The sequence below is a fragment of the Leifsonia sp. Root112D2 genome (assembly GCF_001424905.1).
In the GTDB taxonomy this organism is placed as follows: Bacteria; Actinomycetota; Actinomycetes; order Actinomycetales; family Microbacteriaceae; genus Root112D2.
The window spans coordinates 1980833-1992445 of the sequence record NZ_LMCU01000001.1; the positions used below are offsets into that span (position 1 = coordinate 1980833).

The 11613-nt window shown below is 65.7% G+C and carries 11 protein-coding genes and 1 tRNA gene; 6 read left to right on the forward strand and 6 right to left on the reverse strand.

Annotated features, from left to right (window positions below; genetic code table 11):
* The first annotated feature begins 49 nt into the window (after positions 1-49).
* From ASC63_RS09210 to ASC63_RS09220, 3 genes are all read left to right on the forward strand, one after another.
* Positions 50-121: transfer RNA gene (locus ASC63_RS09210), tRNA-Gln, on the forward strand.
* Positions 122-291: 170 nt separating this feature from the next.
* Complete coding sequence (gene glmU / locus ASC63_RS09215; protein WP_055815234.1) at positions 292-1716, forward strand: bifunctional UDP-N-acetylglucosamine diphosphorylase/glucosamine-1-phosphate N-acetyltransferase GlmU; 1425 nt, start codon at positions 292-294, stop codon at positions 1714-1716.
* Complete coding sequence (locus ASC63_RS09220; protein WP_055812276.1) at positions 1717-2694, forward strand: ribose-phosphate diphosphokinase; 978 nt, start codon at positions 1717-1719, stop codon at positions 2692-2694.
* 48 nt (positions 2695-2742) lie between these two features.
* Here ASC63_RS09220 and ASC63_RS09225 read toward each other — a convergent pair whose 3' ends face one another.
* Genes ASC63_RS09225 through gndA form a run of 5 tightly spaced genes read right to left on the reverse strand, consistent with a single transcriptional unit; the run spans position 2743 to position 6343 of the window.
* On the reverse strand, positions 2743-3117 hold the full coding sequence (locus tag ASC63_RS09225; RefSeq protein WP_055812279.1) for a hypothetical protein: 375 nt from the start codon (positions 3115-3117) through the stop codon (positions 2743-2745).
* A 42-nt stretch (positions 3118-3159) separates the two neighbouring features.
* A complete protein-coding gene (locus tag ASC63_RS09230) occupies positions 3160-3510 on the reverse strand; it encodes a DUF202 domain-containing protein (protein ID WP_055812282.1) in 351 nt (116 codons plus the stop codon).
* Positions 3507-3860, reverse strand: coding sequence for a YidH family protein (locus ASC63_RS09235; protein ID WP_055812286.1), 354 nt, complete (start codon positions 3858-3860; stop codon positions 3507-3509). The genes ASC63_RS09230 and ASC63_RS09235 overlap by 4 nt, the downstream gene beginning before the upstream one ends.
* On the reverse strand, positions 3860-4861 hold the full coding sequence (locus ASC63_RS09240) for a formylglycine-generating enzyme family protein (RefSeq protein ID WP_055812288.1): 1002 nt from the start codon (positions 4859-4861) through the stop codon (positions 3860-3862). The genes ASC63_RS09235 and ASC63_RS09240 overlap by 1 nt, the downstream gene beginning before the upstream one ends.
* 33 nt (positions 4862-4894) lie before the next feature.
* Entirely contained in the window at positions 4895-6343 is a 1449-nt protein-coding gene (gene gndA / locus ASC63_RS09245) for an NADP-dependent phosphogluconate dehydrogenase (protein ID WP_157487645.1), read from the reverse strand.
* Between the two features lie 225 nt (positions 6344-6568).
* Between gndA and ASC63_RS09250 the strand changes: the two genes are divergently transcribed.
* Positions 6569-7429, forward strand: coding sequence for a sugar phosphate isomerase/epimerase family protein (locus ASC63_RS09250; RefSeq protein ID WP_235492049.1), 861 nt, complete (start codon positions 6569-6571; stop codon positions 7427-7429).
* Positions 7430-7621: 192 nt separating this feature from the next.
* Here the strand turns inward: ASC63_RS09250 and ASC63_RS09255 are convergent, their stop codons facing one another.
* Positions 7622-9358, reverse strand: coding sequence for a glycoside hydrolase family 3 protein (locus ASC63_RS09255; protein WP_055812289.1), 1737 nt, complete (start codon positions 9356-9358; stop codon positions 7622-7624).
* A 168-nt stretch (positions 9359-9526) separates the two neighbouring features.
* Here ASC63_RS09255 and ASC63_RS09260 point away from each other — a divergent pair, with 168 nt between their 5' ends.
* Both ASC63_RS09260 and ASC63_RS09265 read left to right on the forward strand, forming a co-directional pair.
* On the forward strand, positions 9527-10390 hold the full coding sequence (locus ASC63_RS09260) for a sugar phosphate isomerase/epimerase family protein (protein WP_055812291.1): 864 nt from the start codon (positions 9527-9529) through the stop codon (positions 10388-10390).
* Positions 10387-11442, forward strand: coding sequence for a Gfo/Idh/MocA family protein (locus ASC63_RS09265; RefSeq protein WP_055812294.1), 1056 nt, complete (start codon positions 10387-10389; stop codon positions 11440-11442). The genes ASC63_RS09260 and ASC63_RS09265 overlap by 4 nt, the downstream gene beginning before the upstream one ends.
* Positions 11443-11613: the final 171 nt, after the last annotated feature.

Below are 11613 nucleotides of genomic sequence, written 5' to 3' on the forward strand. Positions count from 1 at the left end.
CGCCCCGGCGCGTCTGGCAGACTTATCCAGTGCGGCGAGCGTCGCACGATCCGCCTTGGTGTAATGGCAGCACGACAGCCTTTGGAGCTGTTAGGTCCAGGTTCGAGTCCTGGGGGCGGAGCTGTAAAAGGGGCGCTGCGCGCCGCTTTTACAGCTCCGCGACGGGAACGAGAAGCTCTTGAGACGGTTCGTCCCAACGCAGAGAAGGCCGCCACGGGAACGAACATCTCTTGAGAGGTTCGTCCCCATGCGGAAAAGGACGCAATGGGATACGAAACGGAACAGAAGCACATGACCGACAACTCACTTGCCATCGTCATTCTCGCCGCAGGCCAGGGAACGCGCATGAAGTCGGCGACACCCAAGCTGCTGCACGAGCTCGCGGGCGTTCCCATCATCAGCCACGTGCTGGCAACGGCTCGAGAGCTGGATGCCGCGCAGGTCATCACCGTGGTGCGTCACGAACGCGATCGTCTGGTCGAGGTGATCTCCGCGGAGCTTCCCGCGAGCGTCGTGGTCGATCAGGATGAGATTCCCGGCACCGGTCGCGCGGTCGAACTGGCTGTTGCGGCGCTTCCGGCCGGTTTCGACGGGGATGTTCTCGTGGTCAACGGCGACGTTCCGCTGCTGAATGCTGCCACGCTGTCGAACCTCATCGATGCGCACCGTGCGGGCGCGGCTGCGGCCACAATCCTTTCGACGTTCCCCGCCGATGCGACGGGCTACGGCCGCATCATCCGCACCGAGGATGGCTCGCTCGACCGCATCGTCGAACACAAGGACGCCACGGATGCCGAGCGTGCGGTCTCGGAAATCAACGCCGGTGTGTACCTCTTCGGCCTCTCCGCACTGCGCGATCAGCTGGCTCACCTTACGACGGATAACGCCCAGGGCGAGAAATACCTGACGGACATCATCGGCCTGCTTCGCGCGGCCGGCAGCGAGGTTGCCGCCCTCTCCGTCGCCCAGTCCTGGCTCGTCGAGGGCATCAACGATCGCGCGCAGCTCAGCGAGGCCGCGGCCCGGCTCAACGCCCTGATCGTGCGGGGCTGGCAGCTGAACGGCGTGACCGTGCAAGACCCCGCCACCACTTGGATCGACCTCAAGGCCACCCTCGCCGAAGACGTCACCGTGCTGCCGGGAACGCAGATTCTGGGCGCGACCGCCATCGCCCGAGGAGCGAGTGTCGGCCCCGACACCACCCTCGTGCACTGCGAGGTGGGGGAGGGGGCGACCGTGAAGCGCACAGACGCGACGCTCGCCGTGATCGGCGCCGGCGCATCCGTCGGTCCTTTCGCCTTTCTGCGACCGGGAACGGAACTCGGCGTGGACGGCAAGATCGGCACCTTCGTCGAGACGAAGAACGCGAAGATCGGCGAGGGCAGCAAGGTGCCGCACCTGAGTTACGTGGGAGATGCCACGGTGGGCGTCGGCTCGAATGTGGGCGCTGGCACCATCTTCGCCAACTACGACGGAGTGAACAAGCACAGCTCGGTGATCGGCTCGCATGTTCGAAGCGGGTCGCACAACGTGTTTGTCGCCCCCATTAGAATTGGTGACGGAGCTTACACAGGAGCGGGGACGGTCGTGCGCAAAGATGTGCCGGCAGGTTCGCTTGCGATCAATGTGGCACCACAACGCAACATCGAGGGCTGGGTGGCCACAAACCGTCCCGGCACTGACGCGGCGAAGGCCGCGGCGGAGAGCGGAGAGTAGATGTCCGGCATCAAGGCGAACGGTCAGAAACGTCTGGTCTTGATCTCCGGCAGGGCGCATCCCGCTCTCGCCGAGCAGATCGCCGATGAACTGGGTAGCGAGCTCGTGCCCACCGACTCACGCACCTTCGCCAACGGTGAGATCTACGCGCGCTTCGACGAGAGCGTGCGTGGTTCGGATGCCTTCGTCATCCAGTCGCACACGCAGCCCATCAATGAGTGGCTCATGGAGCAGCTCATCATGGTGGATGCGCTCAAGCGCGCCTCGGCGAAGCGCATCACCGTCGTCGCCCCGTTCTATCCGTATGCCCGGCAAGACAAGAAGGGTCGTGGCCGCGAGCCGATCTCGGCCCGTCTCGTCGCCGACCTGTTCAAGGTCGCGGGTGCCGACCGCATCATGTCTGTCGACCTGCACGCCGCGCAGATTCAGGGCTTCTTCGATGGCCCCGTTGATCACCTCTTCGCGATGCCCGTGCTGCTGGAGCACTTCCGCAACCAGCTGGATGCCTCCACCCTCACCGTCGTCTCTCCCGACATGGGCCGCGTACGCGTTGCCGATATGTGGAGCGACAAGCTCGGGGCGCCGCTGGCCATCATCCACAAGCGCCGCGACCCGCTCGTGCCCAACAAGGTGACGGTGCACGAGATCGTCGGCGATGTGAAGGGTCGGGTCTGCCTGGTGGTCGACGACCTCATCGACACGGGTCGCACCATCGTGCACGCGGCGGAGGCGCTCAAGGCGGCCGGCGCCGTCGGCGTCGTCATCGCCGCAACGCACGCCGTCTTCAGCGACCCGGCCGTCGAGCTGCTGAGTTCGGATGCCGTCGATTCCGTGGTCGTGACAGACACCCTTCCTCTGCCCCCCGAGAAGATCTTCGACAAGCTCACCGTGCTGCCCATCGCGCCCCTGCTCGCTCGCGCGATCAAGGCCGTCTTCGAAGACGACTCGGTCACGAGCATGTTCGACGGCGCCGCCTAAGCCTTCCTTCACCCCGGTCGCTGAGCCTGCCGAAGCGCCCGCGCCCGCTCAGCTGCCAGTCAACTCCGCCGGCGGCAGCGGCGCGCTCGGAATCAGCCCGAGCAACACCAGGAACGTCTCATTCTGTGCCGTGTCGAGCGTGTAGCAGTCCCAGCCCGGGCCGCGCGGCCCGAACAGGTCGAAGTGCACGGATGCTCCCACGGCGTTCGGCTGGTAGCGCGCGACGTACACGGCGCATGTCTGCTGCGCTGTGTTTGCCGCGAGGGAGACGGTGCTGAGAATGCCGGGCACCACCAGTGCAGCCACGGCCACGAGCACCAGCACGCGCATGGCCTGCCGACGCCGGCGGCTGTACAGCGGCCGCTGCTCCATCGGCTCATAGCCGAGCAGCTCCGGCTCCTCGTGCTCCACGGGGTCGTCCATAGTGCCAGCGTACGACGCGGGCGCCGCTGATGCGGTGTTGCGCTACCGGATGACGAGCACGGATGTCACGCCCGCAGCGCACGCGAGCAGCGTAGCCAGCGCGACGAGCGCCACCGCCCCACTCGGGGCCGCTGGCGGCACATGATGGCCGTCATGCCCGGAGAGCGCGCGGCCGCGTCGGTTGCCGTAGACCACGGCGGCCGCGGCGGTGAGCAACAGCAGCACCCCTATCACGGTGAGCTCGATATGCCCGTCGACCCAGCCCGTGCGCAGCGCGAGCAGTGCATTCACTCCGAGCGCGAGCCCGGTGCGATTCCACGACAGCGCCGTGCGCTCGCCCTGCAGACCGGGGTCGCGACCGGCGGATGCCACGCCCGGCGTGGCCTCGCTCACGGCAGAACCAGCAGCACGGCTATCACCGCTGCGACGCCGAGTCCGATGCCGGCCAGAAGCGGGATGGCGACGGTGTGCGGCAGCTTGTGGCTGTGCCGCATCGCTATCTCGTTGGCGCGCCAGCGCAGATAGGCGATGACACTCAGCGCAGCGGAGAGCACGGCGAGCACGATCGCCAGCACCACTACGAGCACGTGTGGACCGATGTGCGTCGAGAACTGTTCCAGCAGCACCCCGCCGGCCAGCAGCGCAAGGGCCGTGCGCACCCAGGCCAAAAAGGTGCGCTCGTTGGCCAGCGAGAACCGGTAATCGGGGTCGTCGCCGTTCTGTCGCCACTTCGGTTCGCGCATCAATGGGCCTCCGGGCTGACGGTGCGGAATCCCGTGTTTCCGCTGGATGAATCCGGGGTGTTCGAACTGCGGGCCGAGAGACGGTACCGGCTGCAGTACGAATGATGGCAGAGGTAGGAGCCGCCGCGGGTCACCCGGTTGCTGCCCGTTTCGGGTCCCCTGGGCGCCTGTCGCGGGGACGTGGAGTAATAGTCAACAGCGAACCAGTCGCTGCACCACTCCCACACGTTGCCGCTGGTCTCGTAGAGCCCGTAATCGTTGGGCGCGAAGCTGCGCACGGGGGCCGTGGCGAGCCATCCGTCCTCCGCGGTGTTGACGCGGGGAAAGTCCCCCTGCCAGACGTTGGCGTGGTGGGTACGGCCCTGTTCGAGTTCGTCTCCCCACGGAAAACGCCGGCCGACGTGCCCGCCCCGCGCGGCGAACTCCCACTGGGCCTCGGTCGGCAGCGCACGCCCGGCCCAGGCGCAATACGCCAGGGCGTCATTGTGGCTGACGTGCACGACGGGGTGATCGGATGCCTCGTCGACGCTCGAGAGCGAACCGAACGGATGCCGCCAGTCGGCACCCTGCACCGCAAGCCACCACGGGGTGCCGCCGAAGGTTCCTATCACCTCGCTGGGCTCGGCCCGCACGGCCAGATGGAACACGGCGGAGTTGCCGAAGCGCTCCGCCTCGGTGACGTAGGCGGTGGCATCCACGAACGCCGCGAACTGCTCGACCGTCACACAGGTGGCGTCGATCGAGAAGGGTGCGAGCTCGACGGCGTGCACCGGAACCTCTCCGTCGGAGGCATAGCCCTCGTCGAAGGGGTCGCCCATCGAGAAGGTGCCGCCGGGCAGCACGACCTCGTCGCGTGGAGTCGCTGTTGCGTGCGTCGCACCGAGAACGGATGGCACCGCGGTGGATTCCGATACCGATGTTTCGGGGCGTGACGGGGCACAGCAATCGTGCTCGTCAGCGTGGTCGTGGTGGCCGGTGTGGCCCGCGTGCTCATCATGCATCGGTGACGTCCTCACCCGTTCTCGTGCGGTGGATCAGTGCGTCGAGCTCTCGGTCGCGATCTCCGAGCGGTCGCCCGACCAGAGGGTGTGGAAGACGCCCTCCTTGTCGACGCGCTTGTAGGTGTGCGCACCGAAGAAGTCCCGCTGGCCCTGCACGAGGGCCGCGGGCAGGCGCTTCTGCGCGAGCGAGTCGTAGTAGCTGAGCGCCGAGCTGAAACCGGGAACCGGAACACCCGAGAGCGCCGCGGTGGCCACGACGCGGCGCCAGGCCGCCTCGCCCTCGGCCACGGCGTTTGCAAAATAGGGTGCCTCGAGCAGGGTGGCGATGTTCGCGTTCTCGGCGTAGGCATCCACGATGCGGTTCAGGAACTGGGCGCGGATGATGCAGCCGCCGCGCCAGATCTTGGCGATGTTGCCCTTGTTGATGTTCCAGCCGTACTTCTCGGCGCCGGCGATGATGGCGTCGAAGCCCTGCGCGTATGCGACGACCTTGGATGCGTACAGCGCCTTGGAGACGTCGTCGGCGAAGTTCGAGTCCACGGTTTGCGCGTCGGGCCGGCTCGTGACCACCTGCTGCACGGCGGCACGCTGGGCGGGCTTGGAGGAGACGGCGCGGGCGAAGACCGCCTCGGCGATGCCGCCGACGGGCACACCGAGGTCGAGCGCGTTCTGCACGGTCCACACACCGGTTCCCTTGGAGCCGGCCTCGTCGAGCACGATGTCGACGAACGGCTTGCCCGTTTCGGCGTCCACCTGGGCCAGAACCTCGGCGGTGATCTCGATGAGATACGACTCGAGGTAGCCCTTGTTCCACTCGGTGAAGACATCAGCGATCTGCTTCGGCTCGAGCCCGCCGACGCCGCGCAACAGGTCATAGGCCTCGGCGATCAGCTGCATGTCGGCGTATTCGATGCCGTTGTGCACCATCTTCACGAAGTGGCCGGCGCCATCCGTGCCCACGTGCGTGACGCACGGCTCGCCCTCCGCGACGGCGGCGATCGAGGCCAGGATCGGGCCGAGCGTCTTGTAGGACTCGACGGATCCGCCGGGCATGATGCTCGGGCCCTTGAGCGCGCCCTCTTCGCCGCCCGAGATGCCTGCACCGACGAAGTGGATGCCGCTGGCGCTGATCGCCTTCTCGCGGCGGATCGTGTCGGTGAACAGTGCGTTTCCACCGTCGACGATGATGTCGCCCGGCTCGAAGCGCTCGGCGAGCTGATCGATCACGGCATCCGTGCCCTTGCCGGCCTGCACCATGATGATGGCCGTGCGCGGCTTGGCCAGCGACGCCACAAAGTCATCGATGGTCTCGGATGCGATGAAGCCGGCCTCCGGGTGCTCCGTGATCAGCTCCTCGGTGCGAGCGTAGGTGCGGTTGTACACCGCCACCGTGTTGCCTTCGCGGCTGGCGAGGTTGCGGGCGAGATTGGATCCCATCACCGCCAGGCCGACGACACCGATGTTTGCAGAGTGTTCTGACACGAAATGCTCCTTCGAAGGGCTGGCGAGACGGGGGATCGCATCGCCGATGCGGGGGAAAAAAGCCTGAGTCCAGCGTAGCGTTTGCCGGGGGTGGGTCTGCAGCGCAGCATCCGTCAACCGCGTTTCTGTGGCATCAGAGGTGCTGCGCAGAACGCCCCGAGGGCGTATCATTGGTGATTGGCAACCGCTTGCCATACTTTACTCGGTATCCAAGGGAGGAACCACATGGCCACGATCGGCGTTCAGGCGATGATGCTCAAAGACAACTTCGCAGAGGTCGGCCCGTTCGAGACACTGCAGCAGGTGAGCGAGATCGGATACCACGCTGTCGAGATCTCGCAGATACCGATGACGCCCGAAAACGTGGCGGAGCTCGACCGGGCACGCACCGAGCTCGGCATGGACATCGCCTCGCTCTCGGCGTCTCTCACCACTCCGGCGGGCATGCCGGGGGAGTCGCTCACGACGGACTTCGACAAAATCGTCGCCGACGCGAAGGTGCTCGACGCATCCATGATCAGAATGGGCATGTTGCCCTTCGACGCGATGGCGAGCCTCGACAAGGTGCTCGACTTCTGCGATCGCAGCAACGAGATGGCCGGCCGGCTTGCCGAGCAGGGTATCGGCTTGTACTACCACAATCACCACATCGAGTTCGCAAAGTACGACGGTAAGTACCTGCTCGACATCATCGCCGAGCGCGCGCCGCTGATGGGGCTCGAGGTCGACGTGCACTGGGTGCAGCGCGGCGGGCTCGACCCCGTGGCCACGCTGCGCAAATATGGCGAGCGCGTGGCCATGGTGCACCTCAAGGACTACCGCATCGGACAGATCCCGCCCGAGGCCTTCGGCCTGCTTGCCAGCGGCGATTTCAAGGGCTTCATGGGCGCGTTCACGGGAGTCGTGCAGTTCGCCGAGGTGGGCGAGGGCAACCTCGACTTCGCGTCGATCATTCCGGTCAGCCAGGAGATCGGGGCGAAGTACCTGCTCGTCGAGCAGGACGACCAGTACGGTCGCACCCCGCTCGAGTGCCTGCAGACCTCGTACGACAACCTGGTCGCGCTCGGCTTCGCCGACCTCTTCTAGCCGGCCCTTCCCTTTTTCTCGCACCTCTTCCCTGCGCATAACTCATGCAGAACGCGCGGTGCATCGCCGGAAACCCCCGGATTCACGGGGATCTGCACGACTGCGCGCACCATTCTGCATGAGTTATGCGCAGCGGGCCAGCAGTAGATCGGGCCGGCGGCAGCAGATCGGGCGGGCGGCCGTGGGCATCCGCTACAGGCGAGTGCCGAAGGTGTCGCACCAGACGTTGTCGTTGAACGTGCCCTGAAACTCGGATGCCCCGATGATCTTCTGCACGGCGGCGTGAATCGCCTCGCGGCTCGGGTTGTGTGCGTGCACCATGGTCTTCACCATGGGCACGTCGATCAGGTGGTTCGGCTGGTTGAGCGAGACGAACACGGTCGGCACCTCGGTGACGTACCAGGGAATCTCTGCGGCCATCGGCGTCGACCAGCGGATGCGCACGCTCGCCTCCTGCGCGAAGCCTGCAACATTCGCGAACACGATGGCAGCGTCGTATTTCTCGGGGTATGCGGCGTTCGCCTCATCCGCCATCACGGTGTGAAAGTACACGCCCTCTTCACCCTCAGCGATGCGCTGCTGCGCGTTCTTGAACACGTGCACCTCGAAACCTGCCGACTCGAGTTCTTCCCGTGCAATGGCCAGGTAGCCGTTCGGGTCGACGCCCGTGAAGTCGGCCGATCCGGAGACGCCGTACAGCCGGATGCGCCGGTGTGTGGCCGGATTCAGCGGCAGGTTGCCCTGCGTGTCCTTGACGAGCGTCACCGTCTTGTCTGCGACGGATGCCGCCACCGCATGGTGTTCCGCGCTGCCCACGACGGCCAGCGCCTCCACCGGCGGAACGAGCTGGTCGCGGGGCGTCACGTGCAGGCCGAGCGAGGCCTTCAGGCCCAGGATTCGCTCCAGCGCCTCGTGCAGGCGCTGCTCGGTGATGACGCCGTTGCGATAGCCGTCGAGCATGTAACCGAAGTCTTCGGCCGCATCGCGGAAGAAGAGGAACATGTCGCAGCCCGCGGCGATCGAGGCGGGAACAAGCTCGCTGCGCTTCATGGCCGAGGTCATGCCGATCATCATCGAGGCGTCGGTGACGACCAGGCCGTTGAAGCCGAGTTCGCCGCGCAGCAGATCCTGCAGCAGTTCGGGGGCGAGCGTCGCCGGCTTGAGTTCGGCATCCGCGATGCCGGGGCGCAAGTGGCGTGAGAGTTCGGGGGCACCGATGTGGCCGATCATCACCGACTGCACACCGTGGGCGAACATCTCTCGGTAGACCCGCCCGTACGTCGCGTTCCATGTCTCGTAGTCGAAGGTGTTCCACGTCGTGACCACGTGCTGGTCGCGCTCGTCGACGCCGTCGCCGGGAAAGTGCTTGATGGCGCAGACGGTGTTCGACTCGCTGATGCCGTCGAAGTACTGCTTGGCCCGCTCGATCACGACCTCGGGCGTGTTGCCGAACGAACGCGTGCCGATCACCGTGTTGCGCCAGTTGTAGTGGATGTCCACGATGGGCGCGAAGGCCCAGTTGCAGCCCATCGCGGCCGTCTCGACGCCGGCGACCCTGCCCATATCGCGCGCGATGGAGACATCCGGATTCGAACCGGCCTGCAGATGCGTGGCGACGAGGGTGCCGTCGTCGGCGCTGCCGAATCCGCCCATCTCGGGGTTGGATGCGATGAGCAGCGGCACCTTGGACTTCGACTGCGCGTAACGGATGTGCTCCTGCACCTTCGCAGAAGGCGCACCCATGTAGCGCATCGCTCCGACGTGAAAGGTGTCGAGGATACGGTCGAGGTACTGCGGCTCGAAGGAGGTATTGAGATTGACGAAAAGCTGGCCGATCTTCTCTTCGATGCTCAGGGAAGCGATGGTGTCGTGCACCCAGGTAACGGCGGCGTCGTCGAGGGAGAAGGGTTGTGCGGTCAGGTCGACCATGGGGTCACTTCCTTGTGTGGGATTCGTTTCCTCTTATTTGAGCGCGGCCCACCCCGTTTGTCAACCGGTTGCCAAATGGCGGAGGCCGCGCCTATAGTGAAGACCGGGCCCCGCCATTCTCGCCCGTGGGGTTCTCGACGAAGCGAACACGCCTCAGGAGGCCCCGCAGTGACACAGCAGGCAACGACACAGAATAATGGGTCCACCTGGACGCTCTCGGGCTTCGGCGACGAGATCGATACCGATCCGCGCATCCAGATCGCCGTTTTGAAGGCGCTCGGTGCCCGGCATATCGAGGTGCGCAGCGCCTGGGGAATCAACGTCGTCGATCTGGACGACGATCGGCTGGCCGAGCTCGCCGCACTTCTGAAGCAGCAGGAGATGACAGTCTCCGCGGTCGCCTCTCCTATTGGCAAGGTGGACGTGGCTCTCGCAGCCGACCTCGAGATCGCCCGCCTGCGCCGAGTGATCCGCGTCGCGCACGCGCTCGAGACCCCGAACATCCGGGTCTTCTCCTTCTTCCGTGGCGAGGGTGTCGCCGTCGAGAGCATTCGCGACGGGGTGATGACACGCATGCGTCTGCTCGCCGACGAGGCGGAGAAGGAGCGCGTCGTGCTGCTGCACGAGAACGAGAAGGCCATCTACGGCGACACCCCCGAGCGCGTGCTCGACCTGGTCGAGTCCGTGGGCTCGCCGGCGCTGCGGCTGGCGTGGGACAACGCGAACTTCGTACAGGTGGGCGTTCGCCCCTTCACCGACGGCTACGCGATGCTGCGGCCATATCTCGACTATCTGCAGGTGAAAGATGCGCTGGCGGCCACGGGTGCGGTGGTGCCGGCCGGCGAGGGCGACGGCGAGTTGCGCGAGACGCTCACCGCCCTCCGTGACGACGGCTACGACGGATATGCCTCGCTCGAGCCGCACCTCGACGAGGCCTTCGAACTCGGCGGCTTCTCGGGCCCCACGGCGTTCGGCCAGGCGGCGAGGGCTTTTGCGGGCTTGCTCGCCGAGATCGGAGTGGAAACGAAATGACCGAGTCGACCGCAAGTACCTCTCGCACGCGTGTGGCAGTGATTGGCTGTGGGGATGTCTCTTCCGTGCACTTCGCCGCGATAGCGACCATGCCCGATGTCGAACTCGTCGCCGTCTGCGATCCGGATGCCGGCAGGCTGGCAGCCGCCGAGGCCGGTCATGGGGTGCCCGGCTTCACCGACCACCGGGATCTGCTGCGCGAGATCCGTCCCGATGTCGTGCACGTCACGACACCGCATCACACCCACGCGCAGATCGCGATAGATGCGCTCGAGGCGGGTGTCAACGTGATTCTCGAGAAGCCGCTGGCACACTCGCGCGAGGCCGGGGAGCGTCTTGTCGCGGCAGCCGAAGCGAGTTCGGCGCGCATCGCGGTGTGTCTGCAGAACCGGTACAACGCGCCGGTGCAGGCTGCGCATGCGCTGTTGGTGAGTGGCGAACTCGGGGCCGTGCTCGGCGCATCCGGTACCGTCTTCTGGCATCGTGACGCTTCCTACTACCTCGATCGACCCTGGCGGGGCCGCTGGGCCACCGGTGGCGGCGGGCTGCTCATGAACCAGGCCATCCACACCGTTGACCTGCTGCAGTGGCTGGTCGGTGACGTGATTCAGGTTCGTGGGGGAGTGGCGACCCGACTGCTCGGCGACACGATCGAGGTGGAGGACACCGCCGACATGGTGATGCGCCACGAGAACGGTGCCACGAGTACCTTCTTCGCCACCCTCTCCAATTCGGTCAACGCACCGATCACCATCGACATCGTCACGGAGAAGGCCGCGCTCAGCCTGCGCGGCGAATTGACCGTGACGTATGCCGACGGTCGCGTCGAGACGGTGAAGGAGCGGGAACTCGCCCCGGGCGCGCGAGCGTACTGGGGCGTGTCGCACGAGCTGCTGATTCGGGATTTCTACGACCGGCTCGGCGACGAGGCGCACTTCTGGATCGACCCCCATGAGGCGCAGAAGTCCTTGAACATCATTCAGGATGTCTATGACCAGGCGTATCCGCAGCGACTCGAGCCACACGAGGCCGAGTTCTCGACAGCGCGCTAACCGTCACATCGACAGGTAGACCCCCACTGTGGTTGTCAAAATGACAACCGGTTGCCATTTCTCTCGATCTGGACTATGGTGGCCAAATCAAGAGCGAGTGGCAAGAGTTTGTTGTCAGTGGCAACCGATTGCACATCAGTGTTGATCATCCCGATTCTCAGCAGTACCAAC

Coding starts and splice junctions, on each gene's coding strand:
- glmU (WP_055815234.1), top strand. CDS start 292: ATGACCGACAACTCACTTGCCATCGTCATTCTCGCCGCAGGCCAGGGA.
- ASC63_RS09220 (WP_055812276.1), top strand. CDS start 1,717: ATGTCCGGCATCAAGGCGAACGGTCAGAAACGTCTGGTCTTGATCTCC.
- ASC63_RS09225 (WP_055812279.1), bottom strand. CDS start 3,117: ATGGACGACCCCGTGGAGCACGAGGAGCCGGAGCTGCTCGGCTATGAG.
- ASC63_RS09235 (WP_055812286.1), bottom strand. CDS start 3,860: ATGCGCGAACCGAAGTGGCGACAGAACGGCGACGACCCCGATTACCGG.
- ASC63_RS09240 (WP_055812288.1), bottom strand. CDS start 4,861: ATGCATGATGAGCACGCGGGCCACACCGGCCACCACGACCACGCTGAC.
- ASC63_RS09250 (WP_235492049.1), top strand. CDS start 6,569: ATGGCCACGATCGGCGTTCAGGCGATGATGCTCAAAGACAACTTCGCA.
- ASC63_RS09255 (WP_055812289.1), bottom strand. CDS start 9,358: ATGGTCGACCTGACCGCACAACCCTTCTCCCTCGACGACGCCGCCGTT.
- ASC63_RS09265 (WP_055812294.1), top strand. CDS start 10,387: ATGACCGAGTCGACCGCAAGTACCTCTCGCACGCGTGTGGCAGTGATT.